The sequence below is a fragment of the Mesorhizobium sp. B2-1-3 genome, from assembly GCF_006442495.1.
Classification (GTDB): Bacteria; Pseudomonadota; Alphaproteobacteria; order Rhizobiales; family Rhizobiaceae; genus Mesorhizobium.
In genome coordinates this window covers 34,462-54,098 of the sequence record NZ_VFWL01000025.1, presented here as the reverse complement: position 1 = coordinate 54,098, position 19,637 = coordinate 34,462, and the positions used below count along the sequence as shown (strand labels likewise).

Here is a 19,637-nt window from a genome sequence, read left to right as displayed (position 1 = left end):
TCCTGCCTTTGTCTATGCCGGCCCCTCGATCTGGGAAAACACCGGCTGTTGCAGTCTGGTGGTGCGGTTCCTGCGGCCGGCTAAAGCCGCATTCGCCTCCCACCGTTCTCAGGCCGCGCGTTGCCGCGCCGCCTCCCCTGACCACCGGAACGGCGCCAGGGATTTCGGATCAGCCTTTTTCGACTTGTCCGAATTCCAGATCGACAGGCACGGCGCGCCCGAAGATCGAAACTTCCACCTTGAGCCGCGCCCGCTCCTCGTCCACTTCCTGGACGAAGCCGTTGAAGGACGCGAAGGGGCCATCCGAGACGCGGATCGCCTCGCCGATCTCGAAAGTAACCGAGGGCTTCGGCCGCTCGACGCCTTCCTGCACCTGGTTCAGGATGCGCTGCGCCTCGGCCTCGGTGATCGGCACCGGCTTGGAGTCGCCCAAAAACCCGGTGACCTTCGGCGTGTTCTTGACCAGAGAGAACACGGCGTCGGTCAAGTTGGCCTTCAGGAGCACATAGCCCGGAAAGAACTTGCGCTCGGCGTCGACCTTGCGGCCGCGACGAACCTCGACGACCTTCTCGGTCGGCACGACGATCTGCTCGATATCGGCGGACAGGCCCTTCTGCTTGGCCTTGTTCTCAATGTCCTCGGCGACCTTCTTCTCAAAGTTCGAATAGGCGTGGACGATGTACCAGCGCGTAGTCATTTCACGACTTCTCCGTAATCGCCGGACTTAGCGTCCAATGCCCAGAATCTGTTCGACCGCGAGGCCCATGAGCTGATCGGCGGTGAAGAAAAAGATCATCGCGATCACAGCGAAAGCCAGAACCATCACCGTCGAGATCATCGTTTCGCGTCGCGACGGCCAAGTCACCTTGGCGGTCTCCGCGCGAACCTGCTGGAGAAAGACGAAAGGATTTGTGGTTTTCGAAGCCATATGCCGCTCTGTCTTCAAGACCCGTTGGCCGGGTCTCCTGGATGATCCCGCTGGCCGGGACGTGCCGCCTGGGTCCATTTTCGCGCCGAATCAGCGCAATCATTTCGCCCATGCAAATCAGACGCGTAAAGCCGGCTTCCCAGCTCCACGCGTCGCGTGTCTGTTTCGTCTACATAAAACCGATTCTTGATCCACGCAAGTGGCAAGTGTCCGCTTTATGACCAAACGCCGCCTCGGAACCATCCAGTCGTTCCGTCCCGGCTATGGCGCCCTTATGCCTCAATCAGCCTAATATGGCAAGCCGGTCGCCGATTTTCAAAGGGCAGCCCGCAGAAATATCGTTTCTGATGGCCATTTAGGAAATGGCTGAGTTTTTGTTTTGGCGTGCCATTTCTCGAAATGGCACGGGCAGCAGGGCTCGAACCTACGACCTGCGGTTTTGGAGACCGCCGCTCTACCAACTGAGCTATGCCCGTACACGTGCGCCTCGGCGCAGCAGGGGCTTCCTAAAAGCTTCCGCGCGCTCTGTAAAGAGCGGTTTGCAAGCAAACGCGCCTTCATCCCCTTTCCCGGAAATCGGGATGGTCGACGACCAGCCCGCCGCCATCGATCTCCGGTTTCATGCTCAAGTGCGCCGGCATGCTGTTCGCGGAGATCTTGCCTGCCGGCCCGTGTATCCGTTGGACGCTATTTGGTGTCCGGGACCCGGTAAGGCCCGCCGGGCACGCCCCAGCCCCAGGCCGGCATCGGCTCGGTCTCCGGGTCGCACGTTTCGCCGAGATTGGAATTCATCCTGGCGAGCCGCGATCCCCACTCGACATAGCCCATGAAGGCGGAACGGAACTCCGGATCGTCAGGCAGCCCGACGGCATCCGCGGCATCGGCCAGCAGGTTGATCCAGCGGCGGCGCTGCTCCTCCGTCAAATGCTTGCCCAGGTGATGCATCACCATCTCGCGGTGGCCGCCGAATTTTTCGCTGTAGGTTTTCGGCCCGCCGAAAACCTCGCCGATAAAGGCCGCGACATGGGCGGGATGGTCGGGCGACATATGCTTGAACACCGGCCCGACGACCGGATCCCGCGCCACCTTGTCATAGAAGGTCTGCGTCAGCCGGTTGAGCGCTTCGCTGCCGCCGGCCCATTCGTACAGTGTCGGAACATCCTGGCTCATACTTGACCTCCGCCCAGCGCCGCCTGCAGCGACGATAGCGGAAAAATCGAGCAAGCCTCAACCTGCCTCGATGGCCAGTTCGATGACGCGGCTACCGTTCGACCGCGTGTCGGCCCCGGCATGCCAACGGCTGACCTTCGGTCGCCGACAAAAAGGGCGGCCCGAGGACCGCCCTTCCTTCTCGATCCGGCTGATGCCGGTGTCGATTACTCTTTAATGGTGACGACGATGCCGGCACCGACGGTGCGGCCGCCTTCACGGATGGCGAAGCGCAGCTTCTCTTCCATGGCGATCGGCACGATCAGCTCGACGTCGACCGTGATGTTGTCGCCAGGCATCACCATCTCGGTGCCGGCCGGCAGCGACACGATGCCGGTCACGTCGGTGGTGCGGAAGTAGAACTGCGGACGGTAGTTGGTGAAGAACGGCGTGTGACGGCCACCCTCGTCCTTGGTCAGGATGTAGGCTTCGGCCACGAACTTCTTGTGCGGCTTCACCGAACCGGGCTTGGCCAGAACCTGGCCGCGCTCGACACCTTCACGGTCGACACCGCGCAGCAGCGCGCCGATGTTGTCGCCCGCCTGGCCCTGGTCGAGCAGCTTGCGGAACATCTCGACGCCCGTGCAGGTCGTCTTGGTGGTCGGACGGATGCCGATGATCTCCAGCTCCTCGCCGACCTTGACCACGCCGCGCTCGACGCGACCGGTCACGACCGTGCCGCGGCCCGAGATCGAGAACACGTCCTCGATCGGCATCAGGAACGGCTTGTCCAGCGGACGAACAGGCGTCGGGATGTAGGCGTCGACCTGAGCCATCAGCTCGCGGATCGCGTCCTCGCCGATCTTCTTGTCCGAATCTTCCAGAGCCGCCAGCGCCGAACCCTTGACGATCGGAATGTCGTCGCCGGGGAACTCGTTCTTGGTCAGCAATTCGCGAACCTCGAGCTCGACCAGCTCAAGCAGCTCGGCATCGTCGACCTGGTCGACCTTGTTCAAAAACACCACGATCGACGGCACGCCGACCTGGCGAGCCAAAAGGATGTGCTCGCGGGTCTGCGGCATCGGGCCGTCGGCGGCCGACACAACCAGGATCGCGCCGTCCATCTGCGCGGCACCGGTGATCATGTTCTTCACATAGTCGGCGTGGCCGGGGCAGTCGACATGGGCGTAGTGGCGGTTCTCCGTCTCGTACTCAACGTGAGCCGTCGAAATCGTGATGCCGCGCGCCTTCTCTTCCGGCGCCGCGTCAATCTGGTCATAGCGCTTGTATTCGCCAAAATACTTGGTGATCGCTGCCGTCAAAGACGTCTTGCCATGATCAACGTGGCCAATCGTGCCGATGTTCACATGCGGCTTGGTGCGCTCGAATTTACCTTTTGCCATAGTCTCTTTCCTTGGACGGCCTGGACCTTCAGTTCAGTCGAATGCGGGGCGATTAGCGACAAAGGCCAAAAAACACAAGCGTCTTTTGCCCGGGCGCCTTCTCACTCGGCCCGAACCCGTGATCCGATTGCGGGGATATGGCGCTGATATAGGAACGTGTCGCGTGAAATGGAATGGCCTAAACCCCTGCGCAATCGCGCCGGCCTCCCGCGCCCCGCTCGTCGGTCGCTGTCGGATTTGTCGGCGCTTCATGGCCCATTGCGGCGGTGTTCCCGCTCTGATTTCCTGCACCGATGCATTTCATCCCGACAGCCGTTCGCGGCCCTCTGTTCATGATCGTCTCGACCGGGTCGTATCTCGTCAACGATACGATGATGAAGCTCGCTACGGCGGGCCTGCCGTCCTATGAAGTGCTGTTCCTGCGCGGCGCGGCGGCAGCGCTCTGGGGCTTTCCGCTGCTGTTTGCGCTTGGTTATGGCAAACAGATCCCGCTGATCTTCGACAAGCGCGTGCTGCACCGCAACCTGCTCGAACTGGCCGCCATCCTTTGTTACGTCGTGGCGCTCGCCAACATGCAGATTGCCGATTCCACCGCGCTCGGACAGGTCACGCCGCTGTTGATGCTGGTCGGCTCCTCTATCCTGTTCGGCGAGCGCATCGGCGGCCAGCGCATGGCGCTGATCGGCCTCGGCTTCATCGGCGCGCTGATGGTGGCGCAACCGACAATGCAGGGCATCTCGGTCTATGCCCTGCTGGCGCTCGGCAACGCGGCATTGTCGGCCGCGCGCGATCTCACCGGCAGGCGGGTTCCGGCCGAGGTGCCGGGAATGATCGTGGCGATTTCCGCCGTCGTCGTGGTGCTGATCGGCGCCGGTGCGGCACACCTGGTTTCAGAGCGCTGGATCATGCCCGGAGCACATCATTTGCTGCTCATGGCCGGAGCCGGGTTTTTCCTGATCTTCGGCCATTTCTTCATCTTCATGGCCTATCGCGTCGGGCCGACCAGCGCGGTGGCGCCGTTCTACTACTGCTTCACCGTCTGGGCGATGATTTCGGGCCTGCTGGTGTTCGGACAATTCCCGAACGCGCTGGCGATCTGCGGCATCCTTCTGGTTGTCGGCAGCGGACTGGCCATCGTCTCGCTTGACCAGCGCAGGCGCCGGCTGACTGTCGTCGCCTAAGTCGGCTCCAGTTGCGGCCGATTATCGCCGGGGGTCTCGCCGCAAGCTCAACACGCTGTCCGCGATATCCTCAAGAGGGTCAGATAAGACGCGCCAGACGGCGCTCCGCGGTGGCAAACACCGCCGATGAAGGACAGGACGGGCGCATGACCCGAGTGCGGGATCCGGTTTCGGGGAAGCTCATGCACGAGCGGACAGGTAGAAATCCCATCCCGAACTGTCGGAATGGGACTGGTGCTAAATCGGCCGCTTGCCGGCGAACTGGTGGTAGGCCCACAACACGACCACGGCGCCCACCACCGCGACGATCAGGCTGTATATGTTGAGACCGGTCACGCCCGACGCGCCGAAAGCGCTGAAGATCAGGCCGCCGACAATGGCGCCGACAATGCCGAGCACGATATCCATGATCATGCCCTGGCCGCTCTTGTTGACGATCTTGCTGCCAAGAAAGCCGGCGATGACTCCCAGAATAATCCAGCTGATGATTGACATTTTTCCTCTCCAATCCCCTGCCGCGTCCATCATTTTCATATGATTGTCAAAAGCTCAAGCCAGCTTGAAATTCCGCCCGATTGCGTCATTGTGACGATGGGACGGGCTTGGTTGACAAGGAGATCCACGATGGGACTGTTTGACAATGCCGTTCCGGGCGGCAACATCACCAAACCCCTGATGATCGCGCTTGGCGCGCTGCTGGTCGGAAAGATGCTCAGCGGCAGGAGTGCCGAACAGCCGGAGCAACCCCAAGCTCCCGTACCGGCCGAGCCCGGTGAAACCACGGCCGGCGATGGCGGCCTGCTTGGCGGACTGGGCGGCCTGCTCGACAAATTGAAGAACTCCGGCCACGGCAACGTCGCCGATTCCTGGGTCGGCACCGGCCAGAACCAACCGATCAACGCCAACGACCTGGGCAACGCTATCGGACCGCAGGTCATCCGCGAGATCGCGCAACGGACGGGACTCGACGAGCAGGAACTGCTCAAGCAATTGTCCGCAGCCCTGCCTGGCATCGTCGACAAGCTGACGCCGAACGGCCAGGTGCCGCAGCAACACCAGGTCGCGTCGGCCTTCAACAGCTGAAGCGAGCGGACTGCCATCCTCTGCAGCGCTGCGCGACCTGGCCGTGCAGCGTTTCAGCTTACCGATGGCATGGGGTTGGAAATCTGGAGCGGGTAGCGGGAATCGAACCCGCATATTCAGCTTGGAAGGCTGCTGCTCTACCACTGAGCTATACCCGCGCCGTGCACTGAAGTACCGGATTCCACGGAAAAGCGCCATGCGCTTTTCGCCTCCGATGCTTTCACGTTTCAGGGCTTCCGGGCCGGCAGTGGTGGAGAGGGTTGGATTCGAACCAACGTAGGCTAAGCCAACGGATTTACAGTCCGTCCCCTTTAACCACTCGGGCACCTCTCCAGTCTGCCGCCGGAGCCATGCAACGAGGCATTCTTGCCGATCCGGACCCGAGTATCACTTCTCCGAAATCAGCGAAGCGCCTTATGGCGGCAAGGCCAGTGGGTGTCAACCGCGTGGGAAGGGTTTTTCGATGTTGTTCGCCGGCTGCGGCGACGGGCCATATCCCTGGCCGCCGGAGACCGCTATAGAAGCCGGCCATGAGCAACAAGACCGGCACCCCGAAAGACACCCACTACGCCAAGCTGCGTCGTGCACACCGCGACGAAAAGAGCGGCGGCGCGCCGGCATTCCGGCCGCGCCAGCCGATGCCGCCGGGCGAGAACGCAGCCGACGGGCTGGTGCGGCTCTATGGCCTGCATACGGTGCGCGCGGCGCTCGACAATCCGCGCCGCAAGATCCGGAAAATGCTGGTGACGCGCAATGCCGCCGAGCGGCTGGGACTGGCCGACTTCGCGGCCCTGCCCTTCAAGGCGGAGCTGGTCGAACCCAGGGACATCGACAAGATCACGGGTTCGGATGCCGTGCATCAAGGCGTGCTGATCGAGGCCGAGCCGCTGAAGCCCAAGCGACTCGACGCTCTTGGCGACACAAAGCTGGTGCTGGTGCTCGACCAGATCACCGATCCGCACAATGTCGGCGCCATCCTGCGCTCGGCGGTCGCTTTCGATGCCGGCGCGCTGATCACCACGGCGCGCCACAGCCCGCAGGAATCGGGCGTGCTGGCGAAATCAGCCTCCGGCGCGCTCGAACATATCGACCAGATCGAGGTGAAGAACCTGGCCGACGCGCTCGCGCAACTGCACGAGGCCGGCTTCCAGACAATCGGTCTCGATTCGGACGGCCCGGCCGAACTCGAAACGAGCTTTGCCGGCGACAAGCTTGCCCTGGTGCTGGGCGCGGAAGGCAAGGGCCTGCGCCAGAAGACGCGCGAGACGGTGACGACACTGGCTCGCCTCGACATGCCCGGCGCCATCCGCTCGCTCAACGTGTCGAACGCGGCGGCGGTAAGCCTTTATGCGGCACGGAAATTCTTGAGGCAGTAGGGCAGTACGGCAGTAGGGTTTCCAAATCGGCCGGAACGGGCGGCTCCTACTGCCCTACCTCATGCCCGGCCATCCGCTCCAGCGCCCTGACCAGGGCCGAGTGATCCTCCCTGGCGCCGCCATTGGCCGTGCAGGAATTGAACAGTTGCTGGGTGGTCGACGTGTTGGGCAGGGAGACGCCGAGCGCCCTTGCGCCTTCCAGGGCGAGGTTGAGATCCTTCTGGTGCAGTTCGATGCGGAAACCCGGCGCGAAGGTGCGCCTGACCATGCGTTCGCCATGCACTTCGAGGATGCGCGAGGCGGCCAACCCGCCCATCAGCGCCTGCCTGACCTTGGCGGGGTCGGCGCCGGCTTTTGAAGCAAAAACAAGCGCTTCGGCGACGGCTTCAATGGTCAGCGCGACGACGATCTGGTTGGCGACCTTGGTGGTCTGGCCGACGCCGTTCGGTCCGACCAGGGTGATGTTCTTGCCCATCTTCTCGAAAACGGGCCTGGCGCGCTCGAACGCCCTCTCCTCGCCGCCGACCATGATGGTGAGCGATGCGGCCTTGGCTCCCACCTCGCCGCCCGAGACCGGCGCATCGAGATAGTCGCAGCCCAGTTCGTTGATTTTTTTGGCGAAGACCTTGGTCTCGATCGGTGAGATCGAGCTCATGTCGATGGCCAATTTGCCTTTGGAAAGACCTGATGCGACGCCGTTGTCGCCGAACAGCACCTCGGCTACCTGCGGTGTGTCGGGCACCATGGTGATGATGATATCGGCGGCCTTCGCCACGGCGGCATGGCCGGTGACAGTTTTCAGTCCCTTGGCCACCAGTTCGGCCTGTGGCCTGGAGCGGTGGTCGCTGGCGATCACCGTGTAGCCGGCGTCCAGCAAATGTCCCGCCATCGGCGCGCCCATGATGCCAAGGCCGATGAAGCCGATGGTTTCCATTGTGGTTCTCCGTCTTGTTGAGGTTGCGTTCCTTCACGCCCCCCTCTGGCCTGCCGGCCATCTCCCCCACAGGTGGGGAGATTGGCAGTTTCGGCGCTGGCCCCAACTTTCCCGGTTCAAAATTTAGCGAAGCCGCCGGTGACATCCAACCTCCGCCCTTGGTGGGGGAGATGGCCGACAGGCCAGAGGAGGGCGTGAAGGAACGCGAGTTCGATTTCGACAGCTAAGCCGCCGCGCTTCCCTGCCCGGCCAGTTCCCGGAACCACCCCAACCCTTGCTCAGTTCCGGCCTTCGGCTTGTATTCCGCGCCGACCCAGCCGGAATAACCAATGCGGTCGATATGCTCGTAGAGGAAGGGATAGTTGATCTCGCCCGTCCCCGGCTCGTGACGGCCGGGATTGTCCGCAAGCTGGATATGCGCGATGCGGCCGAGGTTTGCCTCGATGGTACGGGTGAGATCCCCCTCCATGATCTGCATGTGGTAGATGTCGTATTGCAGGAACAGGTTCTTCGAGCCGACGCGGTCGATCAGCGCCAGCGCCTGGTCGGAATAGTTGAGGAAGAAGCCTGGAATGTCGCGCGTGTTGATCGGCTCGATCAGCAGCCTGATGCCGGCCTGCTCCAGTTTCTCCGCCGCGAAGGCGAGGTTCTCGGCAAACACATCCTCGAGCACCTTGCGGTCGACGCCGGCGGGCGCGATGCCTGCCAGGCAATTGACCTGTGAGCAGCCGAGCGCCTGCGCGTAGGCGATCGCCTTGGCGATGCCCTGGCGGAATTCCGGCACTCGGTCCGGCAAAACGGCGATACCGCGCTCGCCCTTGCCCCAGTCGCCGGCCGGCAGGTTGAACAGCACCTGCGTCAGACCGTTCTTGTTCAGCCGCGCGGCCACCACCTCGGGCGCATGGTCGTAGGGGCCTATATATTCAACGCCTTTGAAGCCCGCGCGGGCAGCTGCGTCAAAACGTTCGAGGAAGTCATGCTCGCCAAAGAGCATCGAAAGATTGGCTGAAAAACGCGGCATTCTTTTTGTCCTTCTTCCGTCCTAGTCGAGCATCACGATCGCTGTCGGGGCATCCTCTTGATGTTCGGCAAGGTCTTCGAATTCGGTGATCTTGTCGATCTCGGTGCCCATCGAGATATTGGTGACGCGTTCGAGGATGAATTCGAGCACTACGGGAACCTGATGCTCCTTCATCAGCCGCTGCGCCTCCTTGAAGGCACCGGCGAATTCTTCCGGTTTGCGCACCCTGACCGCCTTGCAGCCCATCGCCTCGGCAACAGCGACGTGGTCGACGCCGTAGCCGGCCTCGGGATCGTCCGATCGGTTGATGTTCTCAAAAGCAAGGCTAACCTCGTAATCCATCGAGAAGCCGCGCTGCGCCTGGCGGATCAGGCCGAGATAGGCATTGTTCACGACGACGTGGATGTAGGGCAGCCTGTGCTGCGCGCCGACCGCCAGTTCCTCGATCATGAACTGGAAGTCATAGTCGCCCGACAGCGCCACGATGGTGCGGTCGGGATCGGCGGCGCGCACGCCAAGGGCTGCCGGCAGTGTCCAGCCGAGCGGGCCTGCCTGGCCGCAATTGATCCAGTTGCGCGGCTTGTAGACATGCAGGAACTGCGCGCCGGCGATCTGCGACAGGCCGATCGTGGTGACGTAGGTGACGTCGCGCCCGAACGCCTTGTTCATCTCCTCATAGACGCGCTGCGGCTTCAGCGGCACCTGGTCGAAATGCGTCTTGCGCTTCATGGTCTTCTTGCGGCCCTGGCATTCCTTCGCCCAGCCCGACCAGTCGCGCAGTCTTCCGGCCGTTTTCCATTCGGTGGCGACGTCGAGCAGCATCTTCAGCGCAGCGCCCGCATCCGAGACGACGCCGAGATCCGGGGCAAACACACGGCCGATCTGCGTCGGCTCGATGTCGACATGGATGAACTTTTTTCCCTTGGTGTAGACATCGACCGAACCGGTGTGGCGGTTGGCCCAGCGGTTGCCGATGCCGAAGACGAAGTCGGCTTCCAGCATCGTCGCGTTGCCATAGCGGTGCGAGGTCTGCAGGCCGCACATGCCGGCCATCAGCCGATGGTCGTCGGGGATCGCGCCCCAGCCCATCAGCGTCGGGATGACGGGCACGCCGGTAATCTCGGCGAATTCTATCAGCAGGTCCGACGCATCGGCATTGATGATGCCGCCGCCGGCGACGATCAGCGGCTTTTCGGCGGCGTTGAGCATCGCCAGAGCCTTCTCGGCCTGGGCGCGCGTCATCGCCGGCTTGAACGGCGCGAGCGGCTCATAGGCGTCGATGTCGAACTCGATCTCGGCCAATTGGACGTCGACCGGCAGGTCGATCAGCACCGGTCCCGGGCGCGAAGACCTCATCAGGTGAAATGCCTTCTGAAGCGCCATCGGCACGAGATAAGGCTCCATGACGGTGACCGCCCATTTGGCGACGGGCGACGCGATGGCGGCGATGTCGACGGCCTGGAAATCCTCCTTGTTCAGCCGCGCCCGCGGCGCCTGGCCGGTGATGCAGAGGATCGGGATGGAATCGGCTGCGGCCGAGTAGAGCCCGGTGATCATGTCGGTGCCGGCCGGGCCGGACGTGCCGATGCAGAGCCCGATCTTGCCTGCCTTGGCCCTGGTGAAGCCTTCGGCCATGTGCGACGCGCCCTCGACATGACGGGCCAGCACATGGCGGATCGTGCCCCTCGCCTTCAGGGCCGAGTAGAGCGGATTGATCGCCGCGCCCGGCACGCCGAAGGCGCAGGCGATGCCTTCCTTTTCGAGAACGAGAACCGCAGCATCGACAGCGCGCATCCTGGCCATTGTTCCGACCCTCCACAGGGTTGTGATTGTTGGATAACCGAGAATGTCAGCAAGCCCGCTATTTTTCAATTTTTTCAGAATATTTTTTCATTTCTAAGAAACTGCCGTTGTCATTTGATTTCCTTTCTCTTTTTGTTTTCCAAATAGTGGCAATGCAGAACGCGTGAAAAACTTTTTCATTGTCCGTTCGGGAAAATCGGGCATGATGGCGTAAATGGAAACCGCTGAAAAACGCCAGCGCGGCCGGCCGCGCGCCTTCAACGGCCCGTCGGAAGCGGCTTCGGTGCAGTCGTTGGACCGGGCCTTGCGCATCCTGGCCATCGTTGCCGAAGGCAGCGGGCTGTCGCTGAGCGAGATATCGGCTCACAGCGGCCTGGCTGCCTCCACCGCCTACCGTATGCTGACGACGCTCGAAAACCACGGCATGGTCGAGTTCGACAGTTCGGACCAGCTTTGGTCGATCGGCGTCGAGACCTATCGGATGGGCGCGGCGTTCCTGCGCCGCCGCAAGCTGGTCGACCGCGCGCGCATCGTCATGCAGGAGCTGATGGAGAAAACCGGCGAGACCGCCAATCTCGGCGTCGCCGAGGACGATTGCGTGGTGTTCGTCAGCCAGGTCGAGACGCACCAGGCAATTCGCGCCTTCTTCCGACCGGGCACGCGCAGCCCTTTTCACGCCTCCGGCATCGGCAAGGCGGTGCTGGCCCATCTCGAGCCGGAGCGCGTCGGAGCCATCCTGCGCAAGGCCGGCCTGCAGCGCTTTACCGACAGGACGCTGTCCGACATCCCTGCCCTCGCGCATGATCTCGCGACGATCAAGCTGCGCGGCTGGTCGGTCGACGACGAGGAACGGCACCCAGGCATGCGCTGCGTGGCATCAGCCATCTTCAACGAATTCGGCGAGCCGATCGGCGGTGTCTCGGTGTCGGGGCCGACCGTTCGGGTGACGCCTGAGAGGCTGGCCGAGATCGGCCCGCTGGTGCACAGCGCCGCGGCCGAGGTCACAAAGATGATCGGCGGCGTGCAAACCGGATGATCAACCTGCTCCGGGCAGCGCGCTTCTGCTCGCAAGATCGAAGAAATCGAGCAGGATCGCCATGCCGACACCGCAGGCGGTGAAGACGAGGCCGGTGATGAAGATGCGGTTGGCGCGTTCATAGGCGCTCAGCCGCAGGCACTTTGTGTCGAGCAGAAGCGACAGTGCCCGCATCTGTAAGGCGATGCCGGCCAGGATGGGCAGCACGGCGACGAGATGATAGGTCTGCCACGGGATCGGATTGGCGGCCCAATGCGTGATGAATCCCAGCGAAAACGCCAGCAGGATGCCGACGGCCGTGACCGTGCCGTTGCGGAAAATAATCTCGACCTGTTCCTCTTTCGGGTCCTGCTCGTCCAAGGATCACCCTCCCCCATATCGCCCGCAGATTATCGCCAAGCAGATTAGGCCTTCGGGAAATGCCTGTACATTGCCGATCGCATCGACAAAAGCCGATGACCGAGGGTTCAGGCGTCTCCGTGAAAGTCGGCTAATCCAACAGGTGTGCCGCCATCCAAGCGTAGAAAAGGGGCTCGCCTGAGCCCCTCTTCTGGTGCTGAACGGTGCTCCTCCTCTCAGAGACGGCAGTAATGGCGATAGCCGTCGTAACCGATGTAGGTGTCGGAGTCCGGATCGTAGCTCGAATAGCGATCGAAGCAGCGGCGGACGTGCCACGAGCCGCCGCCCTCGTCGACGTAGACGGTGCGGGGCTGGGCAAGCAGGCTGCCCAGGACAAAACCGCCGACGCCGGCGGCAATGCCGATGCCGATGCCATGGTGGTGGTGATGCGAATGAGCCGCCGAGGACTGAACGGTGCCGACCAAAGCGGTGGCGGCGACGGTGGTGGCGATGAGGCTGGAAACGAGTGCGCGCTTGAACATGATGATCTCCTTGCTTCGTTTGGAGAGGCGACCCATCCGCCTCTTGATCATCTGTCGTTCGGCACAAGAAAAAGGTTCGAATCTTTTTTGAACGTGAACCGAGGAGGTCGTGCTGACGGCGGCCTGCAAGGGCCTGGCTAGACATTGATGACCGGTCCCATTTCGCCCAACGAAAAAGGACGGCCGAAGCCGCCCTTTCGGGAGAATTGGGTCCCTCCATCAAAGGAAAATGATCACCTTGCCGTGCTTGTGGTGATGATGGTTGTGGTGCTTCCACCAGAACTTCTTGAAGTGCTTCTTGTGATGGTGGTGGTGATGATGATGGTGGCCGTGCATGCCGTGGGCCGACGACGTGCCGACGGTGCCGGCGAGCGCGCCGGTGGCGACGAAAATGGCAACGAGGCCTGAAACGAGAGTGCGCTGGAACATGATGATCTCCTGGATCTTTTGATCGAGGCGACCCATTCGCCTCTGACCATCAGTCGGCGCGGCGCGGGAAAAGGTTCGAAAGGTGGAGGAGATTTTTTTCGGCAAGGCCGGAGATGGGATGAATCGTGAGTAGTGAGTAGTGAGTACTACTGACTACTGACTACTGACTACTGACTACTGACTACTGACTACTGACTACTGACTACTGACTACTATTCACCACCCCATGCCCGTGACATGGCGCAGCCAGAAGGCGAGCGCGATGAAGCCGATGATGGTGGTGACGCCGGTCCAGTCGATATTGGCGTTCTTGAGGTTCCTGATGAGCTTCACCAGCAGCATCCAGGCTATGACGACGATCGGCAGGATGATGACAAATCTGATCATGCGACGGCCTCGCCCGAGCGATTGCACCTGCCATAGGATATAGGAAGCGAATTGGCCGTTTTCAGGATGCCGTGTCTGTTGCCCGGCAGCGTTCATGAGCGCCTCAAAACCGACATTTGTCTTTACTGGCGCCGCAAATATGGCTAACCGGTGCCGCATGCCCTTGTAGCTCAGCTGGTAGAGCAGCGGTTTTGTAAACCGAAGGTCGCGGGTTCGATTCCTGCCGGGGGCACCACCCTTCGCTCTTCGAGCTTCGGGTGGCAGGCCACCCAGAGCCCGTTATAAGAACACCAGATCTCGCGAAACGAAGAAGTGTCCTCCGAAACCCAGCGGACTCTCGCTAGGCGGCCGTCGCGACCTGGCCGGCTGCCACTTCGCCGCAGAACATGTTCTTCACCCTGACGGATTTGTAGACGTAGGCGACCCAGGCTCCGGTGAGGATGAACGACAGAACGGGTGTCATCAGCGCATCTCCAGCAAAGATTTGGCTCACCGGGACGCCTAGAGTTGATGAGATCAAGATCGTGTCCAGGACGAGCACAACCGGTATCGCAATCCACTGAAACAGAAACAATTGTGGAAAGCGTCGGCTTCGCCGCAGCATCGAAATGAGCACAACCAGTTGAAGCGCCAGAAATGCCAGATTGAGGGCAACCTCGCTATACACCGCAAGCAGCCCATTTGGCAGGGGCAAGAGTTGCCGGTAACCCTCGACCGAATTGGCCAAGTCGGCGAGCGTGCGCAGCGGCGACAAAACCTGACCGATCGCAAGCAGCATAAGCCAGCCACCGAATCCTACAAGAGCCGCCGGGCCCTGTGACGGCTTCACGGCTGAGCGAACCGCAAAGAAAACAGGCACGCCGATGATCAGCAGTACGATCGCCCAATGCCAGATTGAAAACGTCCCCATTAACCTCTCCCCTTCGCACTCCTATAAGTTGTATCAGATTTCAAATTCAACTCAAGAGGCGACTTCGCGTGCAATGAGGTCGGTGCCGAAGCGGCGACTTTCTCCTGCTGTCCTGTGTCTCGAGCCCCAACCCGGAACCAAACCCGGCCGGAGACGGTTAACGATCGAAGGGACCGCAAACTCTGTAGCGGAACAATGATCGAACTCTTGGACATAGAACTGGCCAGAGCCAGGCAGCGAATTGGCCGAGCGGAACTCGCCCTCAAACGAGCGGAAGAAATGCTGGACGGAGACTGTGGCGTCGGCATCAATCTCGCGCTCTGCAGCAGGATAAGGTCCGCGCAGCGGCGCGTGACCGAAGCGCGAGAGCGCCTGACAAAGATCGATCCGACCGATCACTGATTTTACCTGCGCCACTGCGGCCGCGCGTCTGCTTTCCCTTCAGTCGATGCTTCGAAGGGATCGCTAGGTCCAGCGGCTACGCTGTCAATCCCCCCCAACGTCAAGCCGCTAGGCCATACCGTGCGCGGGGCCCGGCGGTGTAGACGGGCGCCGCCGTTGGCACTCATCGTCAGTCACACTGGCAGCGGAAGCTGGTTTCATGCCGCGGTCGCTTCCATCCTCACACCCCGATCGCCGCCACCAGGATCCGGTTCTGCCGTCGGATCGCCGCGCGCAGTTCCGCTATCCTTGCCTCGTCGCGCTTCACGAACTCGATGAACATCATGTTCATGTTGTTGAAGACCAGCTCACCCACCGCCTGCCCGTCGATGTCGCGCCGCACCAGGCCGATCTCCTGCAGCCTTGCGATCAGGGCACGGATCTGTTGCGTCAGAGCGCGGTCGAGCGCCGTGTAGGCTTGGCCGAACGGGCTGTCGGGCAGTTGCGTCGAGATCGCCATCGCCTGGCGCCACATCTCCTTGCTGAGATAGTGCAAGGAGTGCTCGATATAGATGCCGATCAGCGTGTCCAGCGCATCGCCGACATTGGCCGGTGGGCTGTCGACCACGCCTCGCCCGGCATTCAGCACCTCGTTGACCTCCATGGAGACGATGGCGCCGAGGATGTCGCCCTTATTCTGGTAGTAATTGTAAATCGTCCCGATCGACACTTCGGCCTGGGCGGCGATCGTTTCGATCTTGGCGCCTTCATAGCCGGCCTCGCGGAAAAGCTCGGCCGCCGCCTCGATGATGCGGCGGTGCCGGTCGGCCTTTTGCCTTGCCCTCAATCCACTCATACCGGCTGTCTGCCACAAAAACAGAATTGACTCAATTTTAGAATTGGTTCAACTTTTTGCAAGAAGCCACAAAGGCAAGGGAGAACACTCGATGTCCGCACGATCCGCAGCCAACAATCCGCTTTCAATCCTGAAGAGACATCTGGGCGCCGCTTGCGGCGCCACGGCGCTGGTGCTCTCAGCAGCCGGCGCCAGCCAGGCCGCCGATCTCAACGCCCTGATCTGGTGCGATCATGCCGACCCGGCGCTGCTGCAGCCCTTCGAAGAGGCCAACAACGTCAAGGTCAACGTCAAGGAATTCGAGGGCACCGGCGCGGGGCTCGCCATCGTCGAACAGTCGCAACCCGGCGACTGGGACGTGATGGTGATCGACAGCATCGACGTGCCGCGCGGCGTGGAAAAAGGCCTGTTCGAGCCGCTGCCGGAGGACAAGCTGCCGTTGGGCGACCTCTTTCCGCAGGTGAAGATGGACAACTCTACCGTGGTCGGCGGCAAGCGCTACGGCATCACCGAAAAGTTCGGCTACAACACGATCGGCTTCAACAAGACCAAGGTCGACCCGGCCGACATGCAATCCTTGGCGTCGCTGACAAGCGACAAGTACAAGGGCAAGGTCGCCATCTACGATTATTACCTGCCGGTCATCGGCATGGCGGCACTCGCCATCGGCAAGAAAACGGCTGAACTCACCGAGGCCGATCTTCCCGCCCTCAAGGCCGAACTGCTCAAGATGAAGGCCAACGCCAAGCTGGTCGGCGAGGTGACCGCCAGCCAGACAGCGCTCGCCACCGGTGAAGTCGATATTCTGGTCGGCGGCGGCGAATGGGTGACGGCGGGCCTGGCCAAGGAGAACCCGGCGCTGGACTTCTCGATCCCCAAGGAGGGAGCGGTGCTGTGGTCGCAGTCGCTCGCCATGTTCAAGGACTCCAAGAACAAGGACGTGGCGCTGAAATTCATTCAGTACATTATGAGCCCGGAAGGCCAGGCCCGTCTTGCCACATCCTCCTGCTATTGGGGCATGCCGGCGAACAGCAAGGCGGCACTCACCGACGACCAGAAGAAGATTCTGCGCTTCGACGAGCAGCCCGAATTCCTTGCCCGCGCCCAGGCCTATCCGGCGCCGAACGCCGACCTCGACAAGAAGATGCAGGACATGTGGACCGAGATGCTGCAGGCGCAGTAGACGGCCGTCGTGAGCAGCACCGCGAACAAGGCCCTGCCCTGGGCGCTGGTTACGCCGGCGCTCGGCTGGACCTTGCTGTTCTTCGTGTTGCCTTTCATTGCCATGGGGCTTTCCAGCCTGACGTCGCATGAGGGCGGCGGCTTCACATCAGCCAATTACAGCCAGTTCTTCACCAATCCTGCCTATTGGCAAGCGATGGTGAATTCGCTGGAGGTGACGGCAATCGTAACCGTGGTCTCGGTGCTGCTCGCCTATCCTTTCGCCTGGATCCTGGCCGAACAGGTGCCGGAACGCTGGCAGCGGCTGGCGCTGATGCTGGCCGTGCTGCCGTTCTGGACGTCCTATGTCGTGCGCTCCTATTCCTGGCTTCTGGTGCTGGCGCAGAACGGCGTCATCAACCGGACGCTGACCGGCATCGGCTTGACCAGCGAACCGCTGCAGCTCGCCAATACGCGCTTCGCCACCGTGACCGGCTTCGTGCATTTCTTCGTCATGCTTTTGACGCTGACGATCTTCGCCAATTTGAAGCAGCTCAGTCCGAGCTACCGCAAGGCCGCCGCTGATCTCGGCGCCGGGCCGGTGCGCACCTTCCTGCACGTCATCCTGCCGCTGACCTTGCCCGGCATCATGGTCGGCGCCTTCCTAACCTTCGTGCTGTGCATCGGCGATTACATCACGCCGCAGATTCTGGGCGGCAACAACGAGCTGGTCATGCCGCAGCTGGTGATGATGCAGATCGGCCGGCGCGGCGACTTTCCGCTGGCCTCGGCGCTCTCGATCATCCTGATGGCGGTCGTGACCATCGCCTATCTCGCCTGCGCCCGCTGGCTGAAGATCGAGCGGGCCTGAGATGCGCCGGATCGTCCGAACCGCTTTCTGTCTCTACGCGATCGCCATCTATGGCTTCATTTTCCTGCCGGTGGTCGTGCTCGTGCTGTTCTCGCTGCAGGCAACCTCCTTTCCCATCCCGCCCTTCACCGGCCCGTCGCTACGCTGGTACCAGGCCGTCCTGTCCGATGCGCGGCTGACCTCGGCGCTGGTGAACTCGCTGCTGGTGGCCGTCCTTTCGTCGCTCGCGGCCGTCACGCTCGGCTTCCTCAGCGCCTGGGCGTTCGCGCGTTTCGTGCTGCCGGGTTCGGCCCTGCTGCGAGGGTTGATCACGCTACCGCTTACCGTCAGCTATCTCATCATCGGCATGGGGCTGCTGGTGCTGTTCAACTGGGCCGGCGTGCCGAAATCGCTGATGGCCGCCGGCATCGGCCATGTCGTGATCAACCTGCCGCTCTGCTTCGCCATCGTCTACAGCCAGATGGGCGACCACCAGATCAACATCGAGCGCGCCGCGCGCGATCTCGGCGCGCCGGAATGGAAAGTGCTGCTCTTGATTACTGTGCCTGTCATGGCGCCGGCCATCTTCGCCGGCTTCTTCCTGTCGATGACCTTTTCCTGGGACGAATTCGTGATCTCCTTCCTGCTGACACGCTTCGAAACCACGCTGCCGGTCGAAATCTGGAATCTGCTGCGCTCTGGCCTCAACCCCAAGACCAACGCAGTCGGCTCGCTGGTGTTCGCCGTTTCCATCGTGCTGGTGGTGCTGTTCGAATTGACATTGCTGCGGAGGAAGCCGGCATGAGCGCGCCCCTGGTCGACATCCGCGGGGTCTCGCACCGTTTCGGCCAGCTGGCGGTGCTGAAAGACGTATCGCTGCGGATCGAGCCCGGTAGCTACACCATCCTGCTCGGACCGTCGGGCTCCGGCAAGACGACGCTTTTGTCGATTTTGGGCGGCTTCGTCACACCGAGCGAAGGCAAGGTGTTCATCCGAGGCGAGGACTGCACCGCCGTTCCGCCGGCAAAGCGCCCGACAACGACGGTGTTCCAGGATTATGCGCTGTTTCCGCATATGAGCGTCGGCGGCAATGTCGGTTTTGGCCTGCGCATGCAAGGCGTCGATGGCGCGGCACGCGCCGCGCGGGCGCGTGAGACGCTGGCGCTGGTCGGGCTGGATGCCGCCTTCGACAAGAAGCCGCACCAGCTCTCCGGCGGCCAGCGGCAGCGCGTAGCGCTGGCGCGCGCACTGGTGATCGAGCCGGCGGTGCTGCTGCTCGACGAGCCGCTCGGCGCGCTCGACCTCAAACTGCGCCGGCAGATGCAGGACGAATTGAAAGCGATCCAGAAGCGCGTCGGCACCGCCTTCATCCATGTCACCCACGACCAGGAAGAAGCGATGGCGCTGGCCGACCACTGCGTGGTGATGAGTGACGGCCGCATCGAGGACGAAGGGCCGCCCGAACGCGTCTATGCGCGCCCAAAGACACGCTTTTCGGCGACTTTCATGGGCGAGAGCACCATTCTTCGCGGAACGGTGGCGGAGATGATGGACAGGACAAGCACTGTCGCAACACAGGTCGGGCCGGTCTCGGCGTCCGGAGCGTTGCCGGTGGGATCGGCGGTTGCCTTGGCCATCCGGCCGGAGCACCTTGCCCTGGGCGCGACCTCAGGCGCCACAAAGCTGGGCAAGGCGCAGGTCAGCGATGTCGTTTTCCAGGGCAGCTTCAAGCGCGTGCTCGCGGTCTCCACTGAAGACGCCACGCTGCAATTCATCGCCAAACTGCCCGCGACGTCCGTCGTGCAGCCGGGCGACACGGTCTCGGTTTCCTGCGATACAGACAAGATCATCCTGCTGACGGATTGAAC

General features: G+C 62.1%; 23 protein-coding genes and 4 tRNA genes. 9 read left to right on the top strand and 18 right to left on the bottom strand.

What is annotated here, in order from left to right; translation table 11 throughout:
* Window positions 1–169: 169 nt before the first annotated feature.
* The 5 genes from nusG to tuf all read right to left on the bottom strand — a co-directional run bounded on the left by nusG (window position 170) and on the right by tuf (window position 3,480).
* Window positions 170–697, bottom strand: coding sequence for a transcription termination/antitermination protein NusG (gene nusG, locus FJ973_RS28630; RefSeq protein ID WP_140501620.1), 528 nt, complete (start codon window positions 695–697; stop codon window positions 170–172).
* A gap of 27 nt (window positions 698–724) precedes the next feature.
* Window positions 725–928: a preprotein translocase subunit SecE gene (gene secE / locus FJ973_RS28625; protein ID WP_013531408.1), complete on the bottom strand. Its 204-nt coding sequence runs from the start codon at window positions 926–928 to the stop codon at window positions 725–727.
* A gap of 400 nt (window positions 929–1,328) precedes the next feature.
* Window positions 1,329–1,404 (bottom strand) — tRNA-Trp (locus FJ973_RS28620).
* A 211-nt stretch (window positions 1,405–1,615) separates the two neighbouring features.
* On the bottom strand, window positions 1,616–2,098 hold the full coding sequence (locus FJ973_RS28615) for a group II truncated hemoglobin (RefSeq protein ID WP_140558706.1): 483 nt from the start codon (window positions 2,096–2,098) through the stop codon (window positions 1,616–1,618).
* 206 nt (window positions 2,099–2,304) lie between these two features.
* A complete protein-coding gene (tuf, locus tag FJ973_RS28610; protein WP_140515452.1) occupies window positions 2,305–3,480 on the bottom strand; it encodes an elongation factor Tu in 1,176 nt (391 codons plus the stop codon).
* Between the two features lie 293 nt (window positions 3,481–3,773).
* Between tuf and FJ973_RS28605 the strand changes: the two genes are divergently transcribed.
* Entirely contained in the window at window positions 3,774–4,661 is an 888-nt protein-coding gene (locus FJ973_RS28605) for a DMT family transporter (RefSeq protein WP_140493546.1), read from the top strand.
* 237 nt (window positions 4,662–4,898) lie between these two features.
* Here the strand turns inward: FJ973_RS28605 and FJ973_RS28600 are convergent, their stop codons facing one another.
* Window positions 4,899–5,156, bottom strand: coding sequence for a GlsB/YeaQ/YmgE family stress response membrane protein (locus FJ973_RS28600; RefSeq protein WP_140525526.1), 258 nt, complete (start codon window positions 5,154–5,156; stop codon window positions 4,899–4,901).
* Between the two features lie 129 nt (window positions 5,157–5,285).
* On the opposite strand from FJ973_RS28600, the gene FJ973_RS28595 reads away from it, so the two are divergent.
* Window positions 5,286–5,744: a YidB family protein gene (locus tag FJ973_RS28595; RefSeq protein WP_140525527.1), complete on the top strand. Its 459-nt coding sequence runs from the start codon at window positions 5,286–5,288 to the stop codon at window positions 5,742–5,744.
* An 84-nt stretch (window positions 5,745–5,828) separates the two neighbouring features.
* Here FJ973_RS28595 and FJ973_RS28590 read toward each other — a convergent pair.
* A tRNA-Gly gene (locus FJ973_RS28590) sits at window positions 5,829–5,902 on the bottom strand.
* Window positions 5,903–5,992: 90 nt separating this feature from the next.
* Window positions 5,993–6,077, bottom strand: a tRNA-Tyr gene (locus FJ973_RS28585).
* Window positions 6,078–6,274: 197 nt separating this feature from the next.
* Between FJ973_RS28585 and FJ973_RS28580 the strand changes: the two genes are divergently transcribed.
* A complete protein-coding gene (locus FJ973_RS28580; RefSeq protein ID WP_140558705.1) occupies window positions 6,275–7,120 on the top strand; it encodes an RNA methyltransferase in 846 nt (281 codons plus the stop codon).
* Window positions 7,121–7,166: 46 nt separating this feature from the next.
* Here the strand turns inward: FJ973_RS28580 and FJ973_RS28575 are convergent, their stop codons facing one another.
* The 3 genes from FJ973_RS28575 to gcl form a co-directional block, all read right to left on the bottom strand.
* On the bottom strand, window positions 7,167–8,054 hold the full coding sequence (locus FJ973_RS28575; RefSeq protein ID WP_140558704.1) for a 2-hydroxy-3-oxopropionate reductase: 888 nt from the start codon (window positions 8,052–8,054) through the stop codon (window positions 7,167–7,169).
* A 223-nt stretch (window positions 8,055–8,277) separates the two neighbouring features.
* On the bottom strand, window positions 8,278–9,075 hold the full coding sequence (gene hyi, locus FJ973_RS28565; RefSeq protein WP_140558703.1) for a hydroxypyruvate isomerase: 798 nt from the start codon (window positions 9,073–9,075) through the stop codon (window positions 8,278–8,280).
* 21 nt (window positions 9,076–9,096) lie between these two features.
* Window positions 9,097–10,878, bottom strand: a complete 1,782-nt coding sequence (gene gcl / locus FJ973_RS28560; protein WP_140558702.1) for a glyoxylate carboligase — start codon at window positions 10,876–10,878, stop codon at window positions 9,097–9,099.
* Window positions 10,879–11,092: 214 nt separating this feature from the next.
* On the opposite strand from gcl, the gene bhcR reads away from it, so the two are divergent.
* Window positions 11,093–11,914 (top strand): HTH-type transcriptional regulator BhcR, encoded by an 822-nt coding sequence (gene bhcR / locus FJ973_RS28555; protein WP_140493574.1) that lies wholly within the window; start codon window positions 11,093–11,095, stop codon window positions 11,912–11,914.
* Here bhcR and FJ973_RS28550 read toward each other — a convergent pair whose 3' ends face one another.
* The 4 genes from FJ973_RS28550 to FJ973_RS28535 form a co-directional block, all read right to left on the bottom strand.
* Window positions 11,915–12,274 carry a hypothetical protein gene (locus FJ973_RS28550; RefSeq protein WP_140493579.1) on the bottom strand — a complete coding sequence of 120 codons (360 nt, stop codon included), beginning with the start codon at window positions 12,272–12,274 and terminating at the stop codon, window positions 11,915–11,917.
* Between the two features lie 215 nt (window positions 12,275–12,489).
* Complete coding sequence (locus FJ973_RS28545) at window positions 12,490–12,795, bottom strand: BA14K family protein (RefSeq protein ID WP_140558701.1); 306 nt, start codon at window positions 12,793–12,795, stop codon at window positions 12,490–12,492.
* 219 nt (window positions 12,796–13,014) lie between these two features.
* On the bottom strand, window positions 13,015–13,224 hold the full coding sequence (locus FJ973_RS28540; RefSeq protein WP_140558700.1) for a hypothetical protein: 210 nt from the start codon (window positions 13,222–13,224) through the stop codon (window positions 13,015–13,017).
* A 216-nt stretch (window positions 13,225–13,440) separates the two neighbouring features.
* Window positions 13,441–13,611 (bottom strand): hypothetical protein, encoded by a 171-nt coding sequence (locus FJ973_RS28535; RefSeq protein ID WP_140517626.1) that lies wholly within the window; start codon window positions 13,609–13,611, stop codon window positions 13,441–13,443.
* Between the two features lie 159 nt (window positions 13,612–13,770).
* Between FJ973_RS28535 and FJ973_RS28530 the strand changes: the two genes are divergently transcribed.
* Window positions 13,771–13,846 (top strand) — tRNA-Thr (locus tag FJ973_RS28530).
* 105 nt (window positions 13,847–13,951) lie between these two features.
* On the opposite strand, the gene FJ973_RS28525 is transcribed toward FJ973_RS28530, so the two are convergent.
* The 3 genes from FJ973_RS28525 to FJ973_RS28515 all read right to left on the bottom strand — a co-directional run bounded on the left by FJ973_RS28525 (window position 13,952) and on the right by FJ973_RS28515 (window position 15,758).
* On the bottom strand, window positions 13,952–14,521 hold the full coding sequence (locus tag FJ973_RS28525; protein WP_140517627.1) for a DUF2569 family protein: 570 nt from the start codon (window positions 14,519–14,521) through the stop codon (window positions 13,952–13,954).
* A 51-nt stretch (window positions 14,522–14,572) separates the two neighbouring features.
* Window positions 14,573–14,938 carry a hypothetical protein gene (locus FJ973_RS31065; protein WP_210240119.1) on the bottom strand — a complete coding sequence of 122 codons (366 nt, stop codon included), beginning with the start codon at window positions 14,936–14,938 and terminating at the stop codon, window positions 14,573–14,575.
* Window positions 14,939–15,143: 205 nt separating this feature from the next.
* Window positions 15,144–15,758: a TetR/AcrR family transcriptional regulator gene (locus FJ973_RS28515; protein WP_140517629.1), complete on the bottom strand. Its 615-nt coding sequence runs from the start codon at window positions 15,756–15,758 to the stop codon at window positions 15,144–15,146.
* Between the two features lie 91 nt (window positions 15,759–15,849).
* On the opposite strand from FJ973_RS28515, the gene FJ973_RS28510 reads away from it, so the two are divergent.
* Genes FJ973_RS28510 through FJ973_RS28495 form a run of 4 tightly spaced genes read left to right on the top strand, consistent with a single transcriptional unit; the run spans window position 15,850 to window position 19,635 of the window.
* A complete protein-coding gene (locus FJ973_RS28510) occupies window positions 15,850–16,941 on the top strand; it encodes a spermidine/putrescine ABC transporter substrate-binding protein (protein ID WP_140558699.1) in 1,092 nt (363 codons plus the stop codon).
* A 9-nt stretch (window positions 16,942–16,950) separates the two neighbouring features.
* On the top strand, window positions 16,951–17,790 hold the full coding sequence (locus tag FJ973_RS28505; protein ID WP_140517631.1) for an ABC transporter permease: 840 nt from the start codon (window positions 16,951–16,953) through the stop codon (window positions 17,788–17,790).
* Between the two features lies 1 nt (window position 17,791).
* Window positions 17,792–18,574, top strand: coding sequence for an ABC transporter permease (locus FJ973_RS28500; RefSeq protein WP_140558698.1), 783 nt, complete (start codon window positions 17,792–17,794; stop codon window positions 18,572–18,574).
* The gene (locus FJ973_RS28495; RefSeq protein ID WP_140558697.1) at window positions 18,571–19,635 is read left to right on the top strand and encodes an ABC transporter ATP-binding protein; all 1,065 of its coding nucleotides are present in this window, start codon (window positions 18,571–18,573) and stop codon (window positions 19,633–19,635) included. The genes FJ973_RS28500 and FJ973_RS28495 overlap by 4 nt, the downstream gene beginning before the upstream one ends.
* The last annotated feature ends 2 nt before the right edge of the window (window positions 19,636–19,637 follow it).